Raw genomic sequence first — 21,682 nt, 5'->3', positions numbered from 1 at the left:
ACCCTAGTGCCGTGACCGCATTAGAATAGTGCAATAGAGGAGTGCGAGCGTCTCGCTCGCTGCCTTTCTCTAGCGAGCAAGATCTTTGTCCTGCGGACACGCTACGCTACGCGCTCCTTCCTTGAAAACCCCATCAACTTCTCAGGGTGACGCTAAATTTCTCGACTAAGGCATCGCGAACCTGTTGATGGATGGGTTCGACATCAGTATCGGCTAAGGTGCGATCGCCTGCTCGATACACCAGACGAAAGGCTAAAGAGCGTTGTCCTTCCGGCACATTTTCCCCTTGATACTGATCGAAGACTTCCACAGATTCCAATAAGGATGAGCCTTTCGGTTGTCCTTTCGCTGCTGCTTTCGCCATCACTTTCTCAATGTCAGCGACGGAAATTTGGCGATCGGCAAAGAAGGCTAGATCGCGATCGCTCCCCGGATAAGTGGAATAGCCTTTATAAATCGGTTGTAGCTTTTCATCCTGCTCTAGAGTTGCCAAAATTACCTCTAAATCCAGCTCAAACCCATACACTTCATCAGGAATATCCAACTCCTGACACAACTGGGGATGAAGTTGGCCAAAGGTTCCTAACCGTTCCCCTTGCAACCACAAGGAAGCGGTGCGTCCTGGGTGAAAGCGCTTATCCTGTTGATGGGGTTGATACTCGACTTGGGTTTGGGCAATGCCTGAACCGGGCAACATACCCCCTGGAGTCGATAATCCCACCCGCTCAAACACTGCCTCTAAAAGCCCTTTAGCTTCATACCAGCTTAGGGTTGCCGGTTTGCCCCCGCGCACCCAATTGCCCACACTAGCCGCACTAATGATACCCGCTACAGAGTCCGCTTCCATGAGTCCATCTTCATCACGCCAGAAGACTCTGCCCATTTCAAAGCCATTTAGGGGGCCATTTCCTTGTTGTAAATTGTACTGAAATGCCAAGATCAGGTTCGATAATAACTCGGTGCGAAGGGTGGAGTATTCCGTAAACAGGGGATTGGCGATCGCCACCTGAGTCGAATCTGCCGACAGCAAACTATCTTGGCGCAGATGACTGAGACCATAGGAATAATGCATCACTTCCGTCAAGCCAACTCCTCGCAGAGCCTCCCGCAACCGCCGCACAATCCACTCATCCGCCGGTAGATATCCCGGTTCCGATTGAGCCGGTAGGGTTTCACAGAAATTATCATAGCCATACAAGCGAGCCACTTCTTCAATCAGATCGATTTCCCGCTCTAAATCACGGGTGCGATAGGGGGGAATCGTGACTAACCAGGTTAGAGAATCTCCTTCTTGTCGTTCCAGAGTACAGCCCAAAGCCGTTAAAATCCGTTCCACATCCTCCGGTAGCAGTTCCCCTTCCTCTGGTTCAGCATCGGGATCTCCGGGATTGGCTAACGGCGAACCTAATACTTGTTTGACGCGATCGCAACGCAGGGAAATTTGCCGATCCCAGGTTTGGCGATCGCCTCGAAAATCCGCCATATCTCCAGCCACCACTTGCCCATCAGCCAACTCTTGCAACAGTTGAATCGCCCGTGCTGCCGCCACTTCCAACTCCACCGGATTCACCCCGCGCTCATATCGGGTAGAAGCTTCCGTTCGCAGTCCTTGGGAGCGGGCAGAGCGGCGGGTGACGATGGGCGTAAAGAGGGCAGCTTCGAGTAAAATGCGGGTAGTTTCGTCATGGACTTCTGTGGCTTCTCCCCCCATCACCCCCGCGAGGGCAACGGGTTGGTCATTGGCGGTAATCACCAGAGTATCCGACTTCGCCCCAGCCCCCAGATTGCGAGATTGCCCATCGAGCGTCACCAGGGTTTCCCCAGTGCGGGCAAAGCGTACCCCAAGGGTAGGGGATTCTGTGTTGGTGACGCTTAAGAGGCGATCGTAATCGAAAGCATGGAGCGGTTGCCCCCATTCCAGCAGCACATAATTAGTGATATCCACCACATTATTAATCGGCCGCACTCCCGAAGCCACCAGACGCTGCTGTAGCCAAGCCGGAGAAGGCATCAGTTGCAGTCCTTCAATCACCGTACCGATATAAACTGGACAAGGATAAGGGCTATCATTCTTCGTCTTCCCGCGCTGTTCTTCGAGCTTCACCACCACCTTCCCATTCTGCCCAGGGGGATTAAACGGCTCCAGATTCGGCAATTTCAGCGCCGCTCCCGTGAGCGCCGCCACTTCCCTAGCAATACCCACCAAACTCAGAGCATCAGCGCGGTTCGCCGTCGAAGTCAGATCCAGAACCACATCATCTAAACCCAGCAAGGGACGCACATCAGCACCCAGAGTTAAGTCCTCTTGGCTAAAAATATGAATCCCTTCCGACTCTTTTTCCAGTCCCAATTCCGACAGAGAGCAAATCATGCCATGAGATTTCACTCCCCGCAGTTTCGCCGGTTTAATCTTCAAGTCAATTTGGCTCAGATAAGTCCCCACCACCGCCACCGGGACGCGAATACCCTGGCGAGCATTAGCCGCTCCACAGACAATATTCAGGGGTTCATCCGCGCCGACATTAACTTGACAGACTTGAAGCTTATTAGCGTTGGGGTGGGGTGCAGCTTCCACAATTTCGCCAACCACCACTCCCTCAGCCCAAGTGCGGCGGTCTTCAATGTCTTCCACTTCAAAGCCTGCCATGGTCAAAGTATGAGCGAGTTCATCAGCAGACAGGGTAATATCGACAAGTTCTTGCAGCCAGTTCAGTGAGATACGCATGGATGGGGGTTTGTTCTCTAAAAGTCTCTCTCAATCCTTTGTTTATTGTGCGCTCCTACGGGGCCCTTTGCCAAGATGGGCGCGTCAGGACAGGGGAATGGGTTCATCCTCAACTCAATAAAACCACCTAGAGCAGCAAATCATCGTAGGGTGGGCAGGATATGCTTGTAGAATTTGAATGATGTGGTTTATCCCCTACCCACCTTCAAAATCTGTAGGGGCGAACGGCCGTTCGCCCCTACATGCTATAGAGCAAAAGGAGTAAGTTGGGCTAGAAAAGAGGCCTTGCTCCAGCAAGGATCTGCTTGATATCGTTATCAGATAATTTAAATCCATGATTCCCAAAAGAAGGGTTCAACTTGATTAATTCTTTTAAAGTCACTATCAGCAGAAACTAAGATTAACCCGTGTTGGATGGCTGTGGAAACAATCCATAGGTCATGGTCAGTAAATCCTAAGTTAATTATACTGGTACGGCGACGCTTGTTTTTATCCTTTGGAGCAAAGCGATTAAAAATTGCGGATTTTATTCTGCTATAGATAACGGCTGTTTCTTTATCTATAAAATACAAGTCTATATAAGTTAAAAATGCTTCAATTGCTCGTTTGTTTTCTAAAGGCTTTTGGGATTTATCTGTCATGTATAGCAGTTCTGCATAAGTAATAATGCTAATTCCAACAGTATCACTTCCATGAGTATTTAATTGATTAATTACTTGACGATCGCCATTAATGATATAGCTACAGTGGTTAGTATCTAGAAGATAAGACATGGGAATTAAAACTGAGCGGGCGATCGGTTTTTATGGACAATGTTCAAGCATTCTTCGAGGTCATCACCTTGCCAGGTTGCCGCAAATATTACTAAATCTGCGGCAGTTTTACCTCTTTTAATCGGGGGCGATTTTTGTAAAGAAGATGGTTCGATGTTTTCTAAGGCTTGAATAGATTCAATAAAGTTACTTACTAAGGCCAGTCGTTCTGGGGAAAGTTGATTAAGCTGAGTTTCGATTTTTTGTCGTAAGTTTACTGAATTCATGATTTTTTATTTTTTGATTGTTTAACTTGATTTTAGTATAAAATCAGGAAACTTAGCAAATTCTTGGACATAGATAACCTCTGCCAAATTACTGAGTTGGTCATACCCTAGATTTCGTTCGGTGTTAGTGCTTTAGCGCTAAAGCGCCAACACCGAACCGCAGCTAATGCAATATTTTAGGCGAAACAATCCACGATTCCCCAAAGAAGGTTTGATCCTTGACTTGATTTTTGTGGTATCATCCTATTTGTGAGAATGATTATCATTTTATTTTCAATCTATGACCCTTACATCCAGCGACATCACTCCATCCTCACTTGAGATTCCCAAGCGAGGGATGCCAGTGACCATCATCACCGGTTTCTTGGGCAGTGGCAAAACTACCCTAGTCAATCAGATTCTCAGCAATCGTCAGGATTTGAAAGTAGCGGTATTGGTGAATGAATTTGGCGACATTGATATCGATAGTCAACTGCTGGTGTCTATCGATGAAGAGATGGTGCAACTGAGTAATGGCTGCATTTGCTGCACCATTAATGATGACTTGGTAGACGCAGTGTACAACGTCTTAGAAAACAGCGATCGCATTGACTATCTGGTGATTGAAACCACAGGCATCGCCGATCCCCTGCCCATCATGCTCACCTTTCTGGGTACTGAGTTACGAGATCTAACCCATCTTGACTCTGTAATTACCCTAGTGGATGCGTCTGAATTTACCCCAGAACATTTTGATAGCCAAGCAGCCCTGAAACAAATTGCCTATGGGGACATTATTCTGCTCAATAAAACCGACTTAGTTGCTGTTGAAAAAGTCGAGGAATTGGAAGGTCACATTCAGGCGATCAAAGAAAAGCCTCGCATGATGCGCTGCCAAAATGGGAAAGTGCCTCTGCCGGTCATTTTGGATGTGGGATATAACAACCAAGAATCCTACGCCGATCTCGTCCAAGAAGAGATTGAAAAAACCCAGCTCGATCGCCACGATCCCCATCATCACGATCACGAACATCATCACCATCACTCCGATCATTTGGATAACGATGGGTTTGTGTCCGTATCCTATCGCAGCGATCGCCCCTTCTCCCTACAGAAGTTTGAAGAATTTCTCGATACCTTACCCGCTAACATATTTCGGGCTAAGGGTTTGCTCTGGTTTACCCAAAGTCCTCACAAACACATCTTTCAGCTCTGTGGCAAACGCTTCACTCTAAGCGCTGAAGACTGGGACACTGCCACCCCTAGTAACCAACTCGTAGTCATTGGGCGGCACATTAACAGCGAAGAAATTCGTCACCAACTCGCCCTGTGTGAAGGATTCTAGTTCCTGATTCCTTAATTTTCTCCATCTAGGAGGGCGCAACCTCCACACCTCTCAACTCTGAACTGTCGTTATATTTCCCTAAAATGCCATGACTGCCCAAATGCCTCCTCATCACCTATCTGTCGATCAAACCATTTCTGCCCAACCTCAGCCACAGGTTTCCCAACCCGAGATGGAACAAGCCGTGCGAACCTTGTTATTGGGATTGGGAGAAGACCCCGATCGCGAAGGCTTGCGGGATACTCCTAAACGAGTCGTTAAAGCCCTCCAATTTCTCACCTCTGGTTATCACCAATCCCTGGATGAATTGCTCAATGGCGCTGTATTTCACGAAGATACCGATGAAATGGTGTTGGTCAGAGATATCGATCTCTTTAGTTCCTGCGAACATCATATTTTACCGATCCTAGGACGTGCCCACATCGCCTATATCCCCAACGGTAAAGTCATTGGTCTTTCCAAAATAGCCCGTATTTGTGAAATGTATGCCCGTCGTCTACAAGTTCAGGAACGGCTCACCCAACAAATTGCTCATGCTCTACAGGGTTTGCTCAAACCCCAAGGCGTAGCTGTCGTTATAGAATCCACCCATATGTGCATGGTGATGCGGGGGGTACAAAAGCCAGGTTCTTGGACAGTAACCAGTTCCATGCAGGGAGTTTTTGCCGAAGATGCCAAAACCCGCCAAGAGTTTATGAGCTTGATTCGCCACAGTCCCTCGTTTCACTCTTAAGGATAACTGAGGCTATTCTCAAGGTTAACGGTTAACTGTCAAGTTCCTAAAAGACAAGGTATGATGATAAGTAGGGATGCATAACTCGAAAGTCATACCTAGATTGTGATTCATGATTGGATCGCTCTGCCACTCCCTTGGTATAATTACTCTCAACTTCCAGAAAAAGGTAGCAATTAGAGCGACAATGACGATCCAATACATGCTTAACTGAGTCATAATCAATCTAGGATCGTCCTATCCTGGCAGTCAAACTTAAGAAGCGAGTAAGGCCTCAATGAGCTACTGCGTTAACCCAGTTTGTCCAAATCCAGAAAATTCTCCCAATGCTCAAGTTTGTGCTGCTTGTGGCTCGAAACTCTTGCTTCGAGAGCGTTATCATGTTTCTAAATTGTTGGGACAAGGTGGATTTGGGGCAACTTTTTTGGCTCAAAATATATCTCTTCCGGGAAATCCCTATTGTGTGATTAAACAATTGCGCCCGGCTTCTACCTCTCCTCAAACGCTGCAAATGGCTAGAGAGCTGTTTCGGCGAGAAGCGAAGACCTTGGGCAAGATTGGCAATCATCCCCAATTACCCGGTTTACTCGATTATTTTGAGACGGAACAAGAATTTTATTTAGTTCAGGAGTACATTAGCGGAGGGACCTTAAGCCGGGAGGTGAAGCGGGGAGGGCCATTTACGGAGGCAGGAATTAAGCAATTTCTTAGCGAGCTGTTGCCTGTAATCGAGTATATCCACTCCAATCAGGTGATTCATCGAGATATTAAACCGGCTAATTTGATTCGCCGCAATCAGGATAAGAAGTTGGTGTTGATTGATTTTGGGGCCGTTAAGGATCAGGTGAATCCCACGGCAGTAGATAATAGTTCAGATCAAACAGCTTTAACAGCTTTTGCCATTGGGACTCCAGGATATGCGCCCCCCGAACAGATGGCTCTGAGGCCGGTTTATGCCAGTGATATTTATGCAGTAGGGGTGACTTGTATTTATTTGCTCACGGGTAAGTCTCCGAAGGATTTGGGCTATGATCCAGCGACGGGAGAAATTCTTTGGGAACGACAGGTACAAATCAGCGAGCATTTAACCCGTGTGTTGAAGAAAATGTTGGAGGGGTCGGTTAAGCACCGTTACCAGTCGGCCCAGGATATTTTGAAGGCTTTGGAGTTGGAGCCTTATTTGGATAGTTTGGCCCAGGGGATGCTAACGGGGCCGGTGAAGCCGACAACGGAGAGTTATTCTAAGGGAACGGGAGGCCGAAATACGGGTAATTCTAGCTCTGGGGGTCATCTGTCTCGTTTCGGGGTGTCGATTCGCTCGCGCCAATCCAGGCTTCGAGGGGCTGGAAATACCGGGTTTTCTGATACTTCGCTTTCCACTCAAGCCAATTCGGACTCTTCGCCAGGGACGAGCGCAGGGGGGACTAAGCCCAAGATTCCCACTCGTTTGAAGGAACAAGAATTAATTACCTATTATGCTAAGGGCCGCCGAGATTTTGTGGATCATGATTTGAGTGCCCTTAATCTTCAGGAAATGATGTTTCCAGAGGCGAATTTCCGAGAATGTAAGTTTGTGAAGACCAATTTCACTCGTGCGAATTTGTTTCGCTCAGATTTTACGAAGGCGCGTTTGAAACAGACGATTTTGCGGGATGCCAATTTGAGTCGGGCTTATTTTAATTATGCGAATCTGGAGGGGGCGGATCTGCGGGGGGCGGATTTGAGCTATGCCTATTTGAGTAGTGCGAATTTGAATGGGGCGAATTTATGTGGGGCGAATTTAACGGGGGCTAAGGTGACGGAGCAGCAGTTAAAGCGAGCGCGAACCAATTGGCGGACGATTTTACCGAAAGGGCGTGGCAAGTAGGTTTAAGGGGGGAGCAATAAGAAGAAAAAAGGGCGATCGCAGCGATCGCCCTTTTTCCGGTCTTTTACCGTTGAAAAACTCCCTCTAGAGGAGCTTCTCGCTAGTTTTACTCAAGGAATATGAGTGGAGTGCCTTAAACCTCGTAGGGTTGTTTGCCACTAAACTTGAGAGTTGCTGGCTCAGGGTTACTGCCGATATTGCGGTCAATTTTACCAACAAACTCCCGGCCTTCGTTCACTTTTTCAGGGAACACGCCATCTGCGGGATGAAGATATTGAACTTCACCACTGGGATAAACCCGGTAAATTTTATAATCATTGATCTTAAATTTCGGCCGCAGTTGGCGATAGGCTAGGGCCAAGCATTGTTCCTTGCGAGCCAGATACAGAAGGTTTTCACCTTCTTGCATGGTGGCTGCACCGCCGGTGGGCATCTCAAAGACTTGAGCTTTGGGAGATGTCCAAGTAATGGCGTATTTCTCTTCTACTGCTGCTTTGGTCAGTAGTCCACCAGTGCTGCCACCAAATAGGGGCGCTTGTCCGGTCAGTGTCTCACTCATGGTTAAAGCTCTCTCCTCTAAACCAAGATTTTTATGGCATCCTATCACTGAGATGGGGGTAGACTAGAAGTTTTGTTAGGAACTGTTACAGTTGTTCATAATTGAGAGACCAAAAGCCTTACTTCTGTCGCCCAAGAGTGGAGGAGCGACGACGGGAAGCAGAAGAGCTACTCGCCCTTACTGAAGTGGGGGACAGGTTTTTATCTACAATGGGTAAGGTAAACCGGAATTGACTGCCCTGGTTTTTCCCTCCCGACTCAGCCCAAATTTGCCCTCCCCAGTTGCTCACAATTTGGCGGCAGATGGCTAAACCCAGTCCTGTGCCTCCGGTACTGCGACGTAGGGCCCCTTCTTCTTGATAGAAGCGATCGAAGACCGTTTCTAGGCGGTTCGGTTCGATTCCGCGGCCGCTATCTTCAACGGTCACCAAAATCATATCTTGGTGATTCTGGGGGCGTTTCTGGGGAGGAACGAGGGCTTCAAACTGCTTGCTTTGGGTACTAGAGATCGCTTGAATGGTCACCTGTCCTGGGGATGGGGTAAATTTACAGGCATTATCCAAGAGTTTAGATAAAACTTCCACTAACCATTCTCCATCTACATGAACCAGGGGTAAGCTCTTGGGCAGATGGGTAATAATTTGGGGTAGGTCTTGATGGGGTTGATGGCCACGAATACTGCTGATGGCCAGGTCAATACATTCTTCTAGAGGTAGGGGTTCGGGGTTCCAGTCTACGGAGCCACTTTCGAGGCGAGAAAGGGTCAGGAAGTCTTGGATCAGCTCTCGCAGGCGTTCGGCATCCTCTAGGGCAGTATTGAGCATCACCTGGCGCAAATCCTGGGGCATGTCTGGCTCGCTGGCTAAACTTTCTAGACAGACTTGGATGGTTGAGAGGGGGGTTCGGAGTTCGTGTCCGGTAATGGCGATCAGGTTGCGGGTGGTGAGATCGAGGGCTTCGAGTTGTTGATTGAGGTCTTCGAGGTTGGCGTAGGCTTGGGCTTGGATGAGGGCGACTCCAATTTGGGAGGCGATCGCCTGAACCAGTTCCAGTTGACTCGATGCCCAAGTATAGGAGCTATCCCCACAGTGGTGTATTTCAATCATGCCTAAGAGTTCCTCTTTGTAGAGTACGGGAACCATTAACCAGGAGTGAGTTTTGGCGGGGGTTACCTGGGCCGTCAGAGTAGGATGATTGAGGGCATCAGCGTTAACATTGCTCAGGTAAGCTTGATGATGTTGCTCAACCACCTGGGAGAAGAGGGGATGGTCTGTCAGAGGCCAAGTTTTCCCTTTCAGGGAAGAGAGCTTACGGGAGTTCATGTACTCATATTCAATCGTCACCTGTTTTTGGCTGGCTTTACAGGGATAAATCAGACAGCGACAGCTCTCCATCGCTTGGCCGAGTTCTTTGGCGGCAATCTGAAAAATTTCTTCGGGATCGAGGGAACGGCGAATGGCATCGGTAATGGAGTTAACGAGGCGCTCTTTTTTCTCTTGATTGGCGATCGCCGTATAAGCCTTCACCAGTTTATATTGACCCGCCTGTAAATAGGTCACCAGACGCTCGGCAAAGGGGGCCGGATCGACATGACTAATTTGACATACTGGCCCTTGAGTGATACGACTTTGGGCCTGTTCCACTTTAGCCGCCAATTCCGGACGATAGCCTAAAATGCGAGAGAGTAAAGCATCGGCTGCTTGTTCGCATACTTGGCGATCAAACGTCCAAATCCCCTCAAAGCGTCGGGCTTGATCCATCGTCATCAAGGGGGTTTCCGGCATCCCGATCCCCGATGGATCTCGTTCTCGACAAATCAGACAAGTAGCATATTGCTGGCCAATAATCACCAAATGCCATTCCTGCTTGAGTTCATCCTGCATATCAAAAGCAATGGTTTCATACTCTTGGGACGCGCTCTTAAATTCCGTTTCTGGAGCCGCCAAAATATAAACCTGATCCGTTTTCTGGGCAATGCGGCGATACCGATGAGACTCTTGGCGATAAAACCGTTCTCGCTGGAAATTAGCGATCACCAGGGGCCGATCCCCTCCAGCCAATACCTGATCTTCCATGGCATGGGAAAGGGCGGTCAAAGACGGCTTAAAATAGATTTGCGATCGCAATTGGGGTAACCTTTTTAAAAGGTCAGCCAACACGGAAGTGTAATTACTCATTAACGCTGCTTCGCCCAGTCAGGACAACTCCACACTTAACTTAAAGTTTAGTTCGTCTAAGTTTTCATTCTATCGACTTCCTGGGCCCTTTGATTGATGCGGTTTGTAGTCCCGGCAATCGATCGCCCGTTCAGAATTAGCATAGTGGGGATGTACCGTACATTTAAGCCGGTGGTCATTGGTAAAAAATTGACAGTAAGCACAGGGAATCTGATGCATTTGTTTAGCCTGGGCTAGAGTATCTCCCATCGCCCTCCCTAATGTCCAGGCTACTCCCGCGATGAAAACCCAAGCACTGATAAAGCAAATCGGCACAAGGAACGGTTGTATCGCTTCCCGAAGGCGAAATAACAGATCAATCATCGTCAGCATAACAGCATCCTTCAAGTCTATGATTGGCAATTTTACGATCCTTTATAGCAGGAGACTGAATGAATTCATGCATAGCGGCCTATAGGATAAAAGTAGAATAGCTGAAAGTTCGGTAAGCAAACGGATGGATATCAAAGCAGGATTTATAGCCACAGTGGGCAACACGCCCCTGATTCGATTAAACAGTTTTTGCGAAGAAACTGGGTGCGAAATTCTCGGTAAAGCAGAATTCCTCAATCCAGGGGGTTCCGTCAAAGACCGCGCCGCCCTCTATATGATTGAAGATGCGGAAAAACAAGGACTCCTCAAACCCGGTGGTACAGTAGTGGAAGGAACGGCAGGCAATACGGGCATTGGTTTAGCCCATATTTGTAATGCTAAAGGCTATCGCTGTAAAATCATTATCCCCGACACCCAATCCCAGGAAAAAATAGAGGCCCTACGAACTCTAGGGGCAGATGTGCAAACGGTTCCGGCTGTACCCTATCGAGACCCCAATAATTATGTGAAATTATCAGGGCGAGTTGCGGCTGAACTCGATAACGCCATTTGGGCCAATCAATTTGATAATTTAGCCAATCGCCAAGCCCATTATGAAACCACCGGGCCAGAACTCTGGCAACAGACCGACGGTAAAATTGATGGTTGGGTAGCTGCCACGGGAACCGGGGGAACCTATGCGGGAGTGGCTCTTTTCTTGAAGGAGAAAAACCCCAATATTCAGGTGGTGGTTGCCGATCCCATAGGCAGTGGTTTATATTCCTATGTGAAAACTGGAGAAATGAAGCCAGAAGGCAGTTCAATCACTGAAGGAATTGGGAATTCTCGGATTACCAAAAACATGGAAGGCGTGCCCATCGATGATGCCATTCAAGTCGATGATGCTGAATGTATCCGAGTCATCTATCAGTTATTACGCCGGGATGGTTTATTTATGGGCGGTTCTGTCGGTATTAATGTCGGTGCTGCCGTAGCCTTAGCCAAACACATGGGGCCAGGACATACCATTGTCACGGTCTTATGCGATGGGGGCGCTCGCTATCAGTCAAAACTGTATAATCGGGAGTGGTTAGCCTCCAAGAATTTGCTACCGGATTAAAAACATGGAAGCGGGCAAGATGCCCGCACTCCTGAAATCCCTTGATATTACTAGAGTGGGAGCCTCTCGCTCCCTAGATTTTTAATTATGGTTTTTAACCAGACTTGAAATCACGATATGAATGAAACCAAACCAACCAAACAGGTGCGAGTGTGTCAGCATCAAAGCTGTCGTAAGTTAGGCGCAACTCAGGTATTGGAGGCCTTTGAACTTTATCCCGTCGAGGGTGTAGAAGTGATAGCAGTTCATTGCTTAGGACAATGTGGCAATGGGCCGATGGTCTTGGTTTTACCGGAAGAGGTTTGGTATTGTCGGGTTTCTCCCCAGGAAGTGCCTGCGGTGGTGGAGCGGCATTTGATAGGGGGAAACCCGGTGAAGGGGATGCTATACCGGAAGTTTCATCCCTCTAAGCGTTAGTTCAACAGACTAGGATTGATTGGGAAGCCGAACTTTGGTCACTAAGCCAACACGATGTAACAGGCTAATGACTCCCCAACTCGGATCGATTTCCCACCACTTTAAGCCGCAACGAGCAGAATGGGGAAAGGCGTGATGGTTATTATGCCAGCAACTCCCGTAGCTTATGGGAAATAACCACCAAACATTAGTAGAGAGATCATTCGTATCAAAATTACGATAGCCAAGACGGTGAGCTAGACTATTAATGATCCAAACACTATGCCACAGAGTCACCAGACGAAAGAAGATTCCCCACATCACCCAAGACCAACCCCCAAGAGCAAATAAGATGGCGGCTAACGCTAATTGAAGAGCAAGCAAATATTTGTGACAAAATTGGTAAAAGGGATCGTCTTGTAAATCATGGGTCACTTCAGGAATTTTCGTTTCTAAGCCAGGTTTATGATAGAAAATCCACAGGACATGGCTCCACCAAAATCCCCGTGCTGCATTATGATAATCCCCATCGCGATCGGAATGGGCATGATGAAGGCGATGAGTTCCGACCCAACTAATTGGGCTAGACATGGCACTGAGTGTTCCACAAAAGACCAAAAAATATTCAACCCATTGGGGACAACTAAAACTTCGATGACTCCCTAAACGATGCCATCCAATTTCAACGCCTAAACTTCCGGTAATCCAGTGCAAGAGAACACAAACCAGGACACCAGACCAACTAAAAAACTGGGGTAATAAGGCGAAAATCGCCCCTAAATGGATTATAGTAATCCAACATAGGATAATCGGATTTAATTTTAGAGAAGGTGGGTTTTCGGTATGAATGGCTTGAGAAGAGGTGGATTCTATCATATTTTTTACATTAAGTTAGTTACTCGCTATGGCTTCTTTCAGATACAGTACGTTAGTTGAGTAATTTGCCTGACTTAAAATCCTAGGAGAGTTTTGAACACGACAAAACCCATGATAAAGTGAAATATACTGACACCGAGTAAGTTGTAGGTACGAATATAGATAAACCCGAAAAGGATACTAGAGAATAAAGTGACCGCAATGGCAACTATACCAAAGTGCATATGGCACATGCTAAAGGTTAAAGCCGTGATACAGATGGCTGAGATCTCTTTTCTGTAAACTAAAAATTTTTGTAAAGAAATTTGGATAATGGCTCGTAAGGCTTCTTGTATATAGCTATGAACGAAGTAGGTCAAAGAAGATAGAGGTAAAGTCATATTACGGAAATTTTGCACGAGATGGGAACCGGGAATGATGGCATCAACAACGACGCAAATGAGCAAAACCAGAAAGATTCCTATACTGGTCAATAAAATACCATCCATAGTGGATCGTTTGAGATTTTTGGTTGTGAAACCAATTTCTTGGGGAGAGAGTTTGGTTTTCCAGGAGGCTAAGACTAAAGGGATGCCAAAGCCAATGATGAGAAAAGACCAACTAAATAATTTGGTTTTGAGGACTGACTCAGAAAAGAATTGGTGAATGGCTGAATTGACAATTGCTGTAATAAAGAGGACGATTAGTAGAAATACTAGGAAGTTGGCAAAATTAGTTCTTTCCTGGAGTTCATTGATTTGCTCTTGTAGGGTGGAAACGTGGCGATCGCTCAAATATCGTAAGTAGCTATTAACTTGGCGAGTAATCGTTAATCCAAATGTACTGATAATTTCACTGACTTCTGATGCTGTATCAATTAATTTATGCCGATCCAGAATATATACTTCACTATCTTCAGCAGCAATAATCGAACAACTGCGAGGAGAACCATCAATAAAGGACATTTCACCAAAGCTTTCTCCTGGAAACATCTCTTTAAACTTAAGGTTATTCTGAGTTCCTAGCTCTATTTTACACAATTCAACCTTACCCGACAGGAGAAAGTAAATTTCATCTGTTGTGTCATTTTCCTGGAACAGAATATCACCTTTTGCATAAAAACGGCGATCGCAAGCCTTTTCAACTTGTTGGCGCTGTGATTCTGTTAACTCTGAGAGTAAGGTAAACTTTTCTAGCATCTTATTTAAGAAGATTGAAAATTTATAAACTAATTTATCCTGAAGCTTTCAAAAAGATAACACCCAAAGAGCCATATCGCAACTCAAGTTAAAAGGAAGTTAAATAGATTTGTATACAATAAACAGTTTACGAGGAGGATACATGGCCCTATAATGTTAGCGCCTAGGGAGTAGTTCCTCAAATTACGATCAACAGTCAACTGATATGGAGAGAAGTAAACAGTGATTATTTTAGCGATCGTCTTGAAAGCAATCATAGTTTCGATTGTGGGACTCATCTTAGGAGATTTCCTATCTACATTTATATACCACGTCCCAGAACATGCTTTTGGTAAGTTTCATGTCACAGTTCACCATAGTAAAAACAAGGATTTCTATCATTATGCTGTTCTGAGTCCACAATGGAAGGTTTTACTCGATGGAGTATTGGGAATTGCGCCTTACTTCCTTCTTTTACCTATTTTTTTACCCATTTCAGTTTCGGGCTGTATTTTATGTTATTTATGCGGTCAGGGTCATGTCATTTGGAGACATACAACTGCCCTAAGTTGGCAAACGCCTGAAAAGATCAGCAAAGTTTGTCAATATTTGGGTATTGTTACCCCTGAATTCCATTGGCAACACCATAAAAATGCTCATGAAGCATTTGGAGATATTTTTGTTTTTTATGATAAGCCAGCAAGAGCATGGCTTAAGTTCCTGTTGAACCTAAAACGTAGGGTTCCTATCTTCTAGATTGTAATATCAAATCCGCTTAAACAGTTGTCATCGCGATCGCAGAGAATCCATCTCCAACACTATCGAGAGGCTGGAGATGGATTCATTTCACTGCGTTATATTCGCCATGACTAGGCGTTATTTAGGATTGATTGGGAAGTCGGACTTTGGTCACTAAGCCGACTCGATGTAACAGGCTAATGACTCCCCAACTGGGATCGATTTCCCACCATTTTAAGCCACAACGAGCAGAGTAGGGAAAGGCATGATGGTTGTTGTGCCAACCTTGTCCGTAAGTCAAGGGGACTAACCACCAAAGGTTGGTGGATTTATCATCGGTGTCATAGGTTCGATAGCCGAAAGCGTGGGCAAAACTGTTGACACCCCAAGCACCATGCCAAAGGAGAACGACGCGGACAACGCTTCCCCACATTACCCAAGGTAAGCCTCCCAGGGCAAAGAGGATGGCAGCGAGACCGAAGTGCAAGACGAGGAGATAGCGATCGCAGAATTGATAGAATGGATCGTCTTTAATATCTTTAGTGACTTTGGCAACTTGGTCATCTATGTCCGGTTTATGATAGAGAATCCAGATAAAATGGCTCCACCAGAATCCCTTATTAATATTGTGATAATCCCCCTCCTTATCGGAATGGGCATGATGGATGCGATGGGTTCCCGCCCAATCAATGGGGCTAGACAAACCACTAAAGGTTCCACAGAAGACAAAAAAATATTCAACCCATTTCGGACAAGTAAAGCTACGGTGGCTCGCTAAACGATGCCAGCCAATTTCCACTCCTGAACCGGTGATAATGTGCAGAACCAGAAAAACGCCCACAGCCGACCAACTAAAAAATGGGGGGAAAAAGGCTAAAACGGCCCCGATATGCATGGCAATCATCACAGCTATGATGATCCAGTTTAATTGGGGAGGGGATGCAGTTTCAGGAATAGCGGTTTCAGGAATAGTTGTTTCTGAACTAACTTGTTTGATCATCAAACGTTACCTTGGATAAATCGGTTAAGTCTTTGAACACAAGAGGGGTTCGCCAATTCAAACCCACTCGGTGCGAATTGGGATTACCCTTGCTGGGTAAAGGGTTGATAGCATTTGTCCTCATCGTATAAGTGACAAACGCTAGTAATTTTCCAGAGGGAAGAGAAGGAAAATTCATTAGTGGTCATGTATTCTCCCCAATTTTCTTCTAGACTGGCATGAGCCTGACGGAGATTGTACCAGGGGATAGCAGTAGAGATGTGATGGGGAACATGAACATTAATATCATGGGCCATCCATTCAAACCATCGGGGATATTGACAATGGGCTGTTCCCATCAGTTGGGCTTCGGCTTCATTCCATTCCGATTGGGGTTTAAAGGGAATATCGGCTTTGGTGTGGTGCAGGAGGGTGATGGTACTCATCCAGAAATGGAAGACGAGCCAAGGCATTAGCCAATAGTTAACCAAGCCCCACCATCCCGTGGTGGCAATGAGTAAGGGGAATCCGATCGCCATTTGAGCCAGGACAAAGAGGACGGAAAAGCGCACTTGTTCGACTTGTTTGCCTTCAAAAGTCCACCATTGGAAGTGAAGTTTTGCCCAATGAACGGCGGAGGCTAACCACCAAAATTTACCTCGCAGATGGCGATAGGCCCATTTTTCGATCGCAGGGAAACTGTCGTATTCTTCGCGAGAATAGGCTTTCCAAGCGTTATCGATTTCTAGGCAGTTGGTGTATTTATGATGGATGTTATGTTGAATGCGCCAAGCGTGAAAGGGATAAATGCAAGGAATGAGAACGAGATGGCCGACGAGGTTATTCACCCATTTACGATTGGAGAAAGACCGGTGTCCGCAGTCATGGGCGATAACGAATAGGCCGGTGAAGGCGCTACCGGTGAAGAGCCAGAGAAGGGGCAGTAAGTACCAAGGGGCGTTAGCGGTTCCCCACCATCCTAAACCGACGAGGATGATATTGGTGATTACCCCTGTCCAGGCTTTCAAGGGATGTTTGACAAACACTTCTTTGGGAAGGGTGTCTAAAATATCTCTAAGGCGAATATTGGGATCGAGTCCGATCTTTGCGTCTGCTTGCAGGCGTTCAGACGGTTGTGCGATCGCTGTTTTCATGCGAAATTTTCCTGTTGTATTGTTTCTAGATTTGGGGTGGAGACCATCCACTGGGATATCTGGGAGTGGGAGCGTCTCGCTCCCTAGTTCCTTAATTTAGGATTCGGAGAAGGTACGATACCCCTTTTCTTCGTCATACAAGTGACAAACATCAGTGATTTGCCACAGCAGACGGAAAGAAAAGCGATTTCTGGTGATATATTCTCCCCAATTTTCTTCAATGCTGGCATGTGCTTTACGCAGGTTATACCAAGGAATGGCAGTGGTTAAATGATGGGGAACATGAACGTTAATATCATGGCAAATCCACTCAAACCACCAAGGATATTTACAATCCGTGCTACCGACGAGTTGGGCGGTGACTTCATGCCATTTTCCGTCGGGTTCAAATCTGAGATCGGGCAAAGTGTGGTGCAGGAGAGTAACGGTACTCAGCCAAAAATGGAAGACCAACCAAGGCATACACCAGAGGGAAAACCAGCCCCACCATCCGGTAGTGGCAATCAGGAGGGGAAAACCGATCGCCATTTCTGCGATTACGAATAGGGCAGAAAATCGGAATTGTTCCCGTTTTTTTCCTGGCTCAATTGTCCACCATTGAAAGTGGAGTTGAAACCAATGGACAATGGAACCTAACCACCAGAATTTGCCATGGAGGGAGCGATAAACCGTTTTTTCAAAGCCATTCAGGGCTTCATACTGTTCCACGTAGAAGGGATTCCAGGTGTTATCGCGATCGATATGATTGGTATGTTTATGATGAATGTTATGTTGAATCCGCCAGGGATGGAAGGGATAAATGCAGGGGGTTAGGGCAATATGACCGACGAGATTATTCACCCATTTCTTGTTCGCAAAGGAACGATGGCCGCAGTCATGGGCAATCACAAATAAGCCGAAAAAACAGGTTCCGGTAAAGAGCCAGAGTAGGGGCAGTAAGTACCAGGGGGCGATCGCGATTCCCCACCATCCTAAACTGACGAGAACGACGTTGGAGAGAAAACCAAACCAAGCTTTGAATTTATTTTTGACAAAAACATCTTTAGGTAAGGTTTTTAAGACATCTTTTAAGCGCAAATTGCGATCGAGCTGCGGTCGTCCCGTTGATCTAAGCTCCGCCGAGGGATTGGCGATCGCTGTTTCCATGCTAAAAGTTCCTCAGTTAACAATTGCATCATTATACCCCCTACTTCCGCAATTTTCATGAATTTTAGAAAAGGGAATTTTTAGGATCGATTCAGCCATTCTAAATCCATAAAAAGAGCATATTTTCAACCGTATAAATACTTATTTTTTCTGCAAGAAAACTTTTATTTGGACTTCAAGGGAGGACGGGGAGTATGGGCCTTAGCGGGTGTACCCCAACAAATGTAGGCTTCGGGTAAAGAGCGAAACACACTGCTACGGGCCCCAACCACCGTATTGGCTCCAATTTCTACCCCTGGAGAGACAAAACAATCGGTCGCAATCCATACCCCATTCCCTATCCGAATCGGGGCAGTTACGAGGCGAAAATGGGGGTCTGTCACATCATGGGAACCCGTACACAGATAGTTTTTTTGGGAAATCACACAATGTTGGCCAATTTCAATCTCATCTAAGCTATAGAACACCACATCATCACCAATCCAACTGTAATCGCCAATGCTGACTTTCCAGGGATAGGTAAAGCGAGCTGTAGGCCGAATCACCACTCCTTGACCAATTTTGGCCCCAAACCAGCGCAACAGCATCACCCGAATACCATGCCAATTATGGAGGGTTAAGGGAAAAGTAACCGCTTGTACAAACCACCAAAGAATAATCACCCAAGTGGGACGACCGCGATCGAAATTGGACTGATCGTAGTGGCGTAAATCGATCCAGGAAGGGGCATCTAAGCGATAGGATAAAGAGGGTTCAGGACTTAAGGGAGGGGTTGACATGGGTAGGGGAAGATTGAGTTCCAGAAATTTGCGCTTTCTTGGGATTAATATGGCCTCCAAATTGGCGGAGTTCAAATAATTTTACACCAATATTATATTCATATTGACTGAGAAGACGGGCATAAATATATCCGGCTCGACCGTCTAAAAATCCCAGTTGCAGAATATAATGCAAGATAAAGCGAATGGTGGGCTTAAAGGGGAGGCGCACCCAGATTTTTTTCAGCCAGCGCTTGCGCTGCACTGCATCACCAAATAAGTTCGCACCAATGGTATTGCCTTCATCCATGCCTTCGATAAGATTGTAATAGACTCTCGCTTCCCAATTAGAATAGCGGTTATGGCGAGCTAACCAAGCATAGATATCGCGAAAGTCTTCATGGAGCATGTCTTCTTTGAGGTAACCGACATTCCCTTCAAGGATCACATGCTCGTGAACTTCGTTATCTCCGGCATTTCTGACATCTTCCACGTTCAGGTTTTCGTAGCGTCCTTTTTGGTGTTTGAATAGGCGTAAGTTCCAATCGGGATAGCGTCCCCCATGGCGAATCCAAGAGCCTAGAAAAATGACTCGGCGATTGAGATAATACCCATTCATATTGCTGTCTTGAATCCCTTGTTTGATTTCTTCCCATAGGGGTGGGGTGATGCGTTCATCGCAATCGACAATTAAGATCCATTCATTGCGAAAAGGAAGATTTTCTAAAGACCAATTTTTCTTTTTTGGCCATGACCCATTAAACTTAAATTGGACGACTGTGGCCCCTAAGCTTTCGGCAATTTCTGCGGTGCGATCGCCACTTTGGGAATCGACGACAAAGATTTCATCAGCCGGTTGCAAACTCTCTAGGCAAGCGGCAATATTATCTTCTTCATCTTTCGCGGGGATAATAATCGAGACCGGGACTTTAACAGCTTCAGAGGTCATAAGGGCATGGGGGGGATGAGACAACGTTTAGGATATCAGATCGATCTCAAAATTTGAATTTTCGGATCTGCATTTTTCTCTTTCAGTTATAACAGTTTTGGTCTAGTGGCCAAGTTCAAGGGAGTAGAGATTGATTGACTAGGATGGAGATGGTTTAGACCATAGGCCTTCGATCGCCGTCTTGAGATAACCGATTTGACCATAGGCATAGACTAGGTTATCAAAACGGAGGGCCGGATCGCCGATGTATTTGACAGATTTATAGAGTCCCCGAATCATGCGCTCTCCTCCCCGCGAAAATTGGTGCATTCCTGCTCGGTTGGAGAGTTGTTCGCGGTAGCATTCACTCACCCCTTGCCACCAGCCTCGACGCAGAAACCAAGAGCGGTTGACGCGCTCTGGGGCGACATTATGGGCGACTAAGGCTTGGGGAATATAGCTGACTTGCCATCCCGATTGTAAGGCCAACTCGGTCATCACCAGTTCTTCGTTAGAGAGCAATTTTTTGCCGACTCGTCCTAAATTGGGGTCAAAGCCACCTATTTTTTCGAGGAAACTGCGGCGGATGGAGTAGTTTAAGCCTCTGGGGGTGTGGTTAGGTTGGGTGATAAACAGGGGGTCATCGCCTAAATCATAGGCTCCGAGATTACCCGCTAAACCCTCTGAGAGCCATGGGGGAGGGATGATGTCGGGGGGCCAAATGAGGGTGACTTTACCGCCGGCGATCGCCAATTTAGGGTTCTCTGCGTAGGCGTTTGAGAGGGTGCTTAACCAGGTGGGGGTGGCGATCGCATCGTCATCTAGGTAGGCTAAAATTTCTCCACTGGCGGTTTTAGCTCCAGTGTTGCGAGCCACAGATAAGCCGGTGACGGGTTCATAAACGGATTTTAAGCGGGGATGGGGTTGCAAGGATTCGATGACTTCTGGGGTGCGATCGCTGGAGGCATTATCAACGACAATGACTTCAAAATCCGGGTGATCTTGGTTGAGTAAGCTTTCTATGGCTCCACCAAGATATCGATCTCGGTTGTGAGTACAGATAATAGCTGAGATTTGGACACTCATGGGGAAATGGGGGAGCGGGGGAATGGGGACTGTCTTGGATTGATAGATGCCATCTCTGTTTTACTCAATTTTCCAATTTTGTCCAACCCCCCTATCCCCCCATCTCCCCATCTCCTAATTGACTATGCAAGCTGTTTAAAGATTGGGCGAGTTGGAATAGACGCTCTTCTAGGATATGCTTTTGGTTGAGAAACTGCCGTAGTTGTTGATAGCGATGAAGGGCTAAACTAATCGATGCCACTTCTTCGGGGAGACAGGGACGACTCGAAACTTCTCCATTTTCATTGAGTTTACAGAGTCGGTAAGTCGTGCGAGCGCTGGCATGAGCAGAGTTAGGGGTTAAATTAGGGGTAGATTCGAGCCATCCTTCAACGATCGGCCCCTGGTTATAGAGCTGGGTAATTTGATGATGAATCTTATCTAACTCATCTTGCCATTGGCGGGCGATCGCCTCAATATTATGAAGCAAATGGATGGCTCGATCGGGATAATCTTGGTTTTGATGGCGGCTCAAGCGGGGGGGTTTATGCTTGGGAAAATGGGGCCGTTCAATAGGGCTATGCATCTGAT

21 protein-coding genes are annotated in these 21,682 nt (G+C 46.6%); 6 read left to right on the top strand and 15 right to left on the bottom strand.

What is annotated here, in order from left to right; genetic code table 11:
* Positions 1–133: 133 nt before the first annotated feature.
* From pheT to PMG71_RS16110, 3 genes are all read right to left on the bottom strand, one after another.
* Positions 134–2,725: a phenylalanine--tRNA ligase subunit beta gene (gene pheT, locus PMG71_RS16120; RefSeq protein ID WP_283754728.1), complete on the bottom strand. Its 2,592-nt coding sequence runs from the start codon at positions 2,723–2,725 to the stop codon at positions 134–136.
* Positions 2,726–3,051: 326 nt separating this feature from the next.
* Entirely contained in the window at positions 3,052–3,498 is a 447-nt protein-coding gene (locus PMG71_RS16115; protein ID WP_283754727.1) for a type II toxin-antitoxin system VapC family toxin, read from the bottom strand.
* Between the two features lie 5 nt (positions 3,499–3,503).
* Positions 3,504–3,764: a hypothetical protein gene (locus PMG71_RS16110; protein WP_283754726.1), complete on the bottom strand. Its 261-nt coding sequence runs from the start codon at positions 3,762–3,764 to the stop codon at positions 3,504–3,506.
* A gap of 280 nt (positions 3,765–4,044) precedes the next feature.
* Here PMG71_RS16110 and PMG71_RS16105 point away from each other — a divergent pair, with 280 nt between their 5' ends.
* The 3 genes from PMG71_RS16105 (at position 4,045) to PMG71_RS16095 (ending at position 7,688) form a co-directional block, all read left to right on the top strand.
* Entirely contained in the window at positions 4,045–5,088 is a 1,044-nt protein-coding gene (locus PMG71_RS16105) for a CobW family GTP-binding protein (RefSeq protein WP_283754725.1), read from the top strand.
* Positions 5,089–5,188: 100 nt separating this feature from the next.
* Positions 5,189–5,821, top strand: a complete 633-nt coding sequence (gene folE, locus PMG71_RS16100) for a GTP cyclohydrolase I FolE (protein WP_347179308.1) — start codon at positions 5,189–5,191, stop codon at positions 5,819–5,821.
* Between the two features lie 277 nt (positions 5,822–6,098).
* Positions 6,099–7,688, top strand: a complete 1,590-nt coding sequence (locus PMG71_RS16095) for a serine/threonine-protein kinase (RefSeq protein ID WP_283754723.1) — start codon at positions 6,099–6,101, stop codon at positions 7,686–7,688.
* A 133-nt stretch (positions 7,689–7,821) separates the two neighbouring features.
* On the opposite strand, the gene psaD is transcribed toward PMG71_RS16095, so the two are convergent.
* From psaD to PMG71_RS16080, 3 genes are all read right to left on the bottom strand, one after another.
* Positions 7,822–8,247, bottom strand: coding sequence for a photosystem I reaction center subunit II PsaD (psaD, locus tag PMG71_RS16090; RefSeq protein WP_283754722.1), 426 nt, complete (start codon positions 8,245–8,247; stop codon positions 7,822–7,824).
* Positions 8,248–8,365: 118 nt separating this feature from the next.
* Positions 8,366–10,423 (bottom strand): DICT sensory domain-containing protein, encoded by a 2,058-nt coding sequence (locus tag PMG71_RS16085; RefSeq protein WP_283754721.1) that lies wholly within the window; start codon positions 10,421–10,423, stop codon positions 8,366–8,368.
* 69 nt (positions 10,424–10,492) lie between these two features.
* Positions 10,493–10,795: a hypothetical protein gene (locus PMG71_RS16080; RefSeq protein WP_283754720.1), complete on the bottom strand. Its 303-nt coding sequence runs from the start codon at positions 10,793–10,795 to the stop codon at positions 10,493–10,495.
* A 124-nt stretch (positions 10,796–10,919) separates the two neighbouring features.
* Here PMG71_RS16080 and PMG71_RS16075 point away from each other — a divergent pair, with 124 nt between their 5' ends.
* A complete protein-coding gene (locus PMG71_RS16075) occupies positions 10,920–11,894 on the top strand; it encodes a cysteine synthase A (protein ID WP_283754719.1) in 975 nt (324 codons plus the stop codon).
* Between the two features lie 117 nt (positions 11,895–12,011).
* Positions 12,012–12,311, top strand: a complete 300-nt coding sequence (locus tag PMG71_RS16070; RefSeq protein ID WP_283754718.1) for a (2Fe-2S) ferredoxin domain-containing protein — start codon at positions 12,012–12,014, stop codon at positions 12,309–12,311.
* 9 nt (positions 12,312–12,320) lie between these two features.
* On the opposite strand, the gene PMG71_RS16065 is transcribed toward PMG71_RS16070, so the two are convergent.
* Both PMG71_RS16065 and PMG71_RS16060 read right to left on the bottom strand, forming a co-directional pair.
* The gene (locus PMG71_RS16065; RefSeq protein ID WP_283754717.1) at positions 12,321–13,166 is read right to left on the bottom strand and encodes an acyl-CoA desaturase; all 846 of its coding nucleotides are present in this window, start codon (positions 13,164–13,166) and stop codon (positions 12,321–12,323) included.
* A gap of 74 nt (positions 13,167–13,240) precedes the next feature.
* Positions 13,241–14,344 carry a cyclic nucleotide-binding domain-containing protein gene (locus PMG71_RS16060; RefSeq protein ID WP_283754716.1) on the bottom strand — a complete coding sequence of 368 codons (1,104 nt, stop codon included), beginning with the start codon at positions 14,342–14,344 and terminating at the stop codon, positions 13,241–13,243.
* 222 nt (positions 14,345–14,566) lie between these two features.
* Between PMG71_RS16060 and PMG71_RS16055 the strand changes: the two genes are divergently transcribed.
* A complete protein-coding gene (locus tag PMG71_RS16055) occupies positions 14,567–15,079 on the top strand; it encodes a sterol desaturase family protein (RefSeq protein WP_283754715.1) in 513 nt (170 codons plus the stop codon).
* Between the two features lie 124 nt (positions 15,080–15,203).
* Here the strand turns inward: PMG71_RS16055 and PMG71_RS16050 are convergent, their stop codons facing one another.
* The 7 genes from PMG71_RS16050 to PMG71_RS16020 form a co-directional block, all read right to left on the bottom strand.
* Positions 15,204–16,061 carry an acyl-CoA desaturase gene (locus PMG71_RS16050; RefSeq protein ID WP_283754714.1) on the bottom strand — a complete coding sequence of 286 codons (858 nt, stop codon included), beginning with the start codon at positions 16,059–16,061 and terminating at the stop codon, positions 15,204–15,206.
* A gap of 83 nt (positions 16,062–16,144) precedes the next feature.
* A complete protein-coding gene (locus tag PMG71_RS16045; RefSeq protein WP_283754713.1) occupies positions 16,145–17,194 on the bottom strand; it encodes a fatty acid desaturase in 1,050 nt (349 codons plus the stop codon).
* A 96-nt stretch (positions 17,195–17,290) separates the two neighbouring features.
* The gene (locus tag PMG71_RS16040; RefSeq protein ID WP_283754712.1) at positions 17,291–18,340 is read right to left on the bottom strand and encodes a fatty acid desaturase; all 1,050 of its coding nucleotides are present in this window, start codon (positions 18,338–18,340) and stop codon (positions 17,291–17,293) included.
* Positions 18,341–18,504: 164 nt separating this feature from the next.
* Positions 18,505–19,119 carry a hormogonium polysaccharide biosynthesis acetyltransferase HpsU gene (gene hpsU, locus PMG71_RS16035; RefSeq protein WP_283754711.1) on the bottom strand — a complete coding sequence of 205 codons (615 nt, stop codon included), beginning with the start codon at positions 19,117–19,119 and terminating at the stop codon, positions 18,505–18,507.
* The gene (locus PMG71_RS16030) at positions 19,094–20,047 is read right to left on the bottom strand and encodes a glycosyltransferase family 2 protein (RefSeq protein ID WP_283754710.1); all 954 of its coding nucleotides are present in this window, start codon (positions 20,045–20,047) and stop codon (positions 19,094–19,096) included. The genes hpsU and PMG71_RS16030 overlap by 26 nt, the downstream gene beginning before the upstream one ends.
* A gap of 138 nt (positions 20,048–20,185) precedes the next feature.
* Positions 20,186–21,112 carry a glycosyltransferase family 2 protein gene (locus tag PMG71_RS16025; protein ID WP_283754709.1) on the bottom strand — a complete coding sequence of 309 codons (927 nt, stop codon included), beginning with the start codon at positions 21,110–21,112 and terminating at the stop codon, positions 20,186–20,188.
* Positions 21,113–21,203: 91 nt separating this feature from the next.
* Complete coding sequence (locus PMG71_RS16020; protein ID WP_283754708.1) at positions 21,204–21,677, bottom strand: hypothetical protein; 474 nt, start codon at positions 21,675–21,677, stop codon at positions 21,204–21,206.
* Positions 21,678–21,682 lie beyond the last annotated feature (5 nt).

The organism is Roseofilum acuticapitatum BLCC-M154, assembly GCF_030068475.1.
In the GTDB taxonomy this organism is placed as follows: Bacteria; Cyanobacteriota; Cyanobacteriia; order Cyanobacteriales; family Desertifilaceae; genus Roseofilum; species Roseofilum acuticapitatum.
This window is presented reverse-complemented; position numbering and strand designations above follow the sequence as displayed.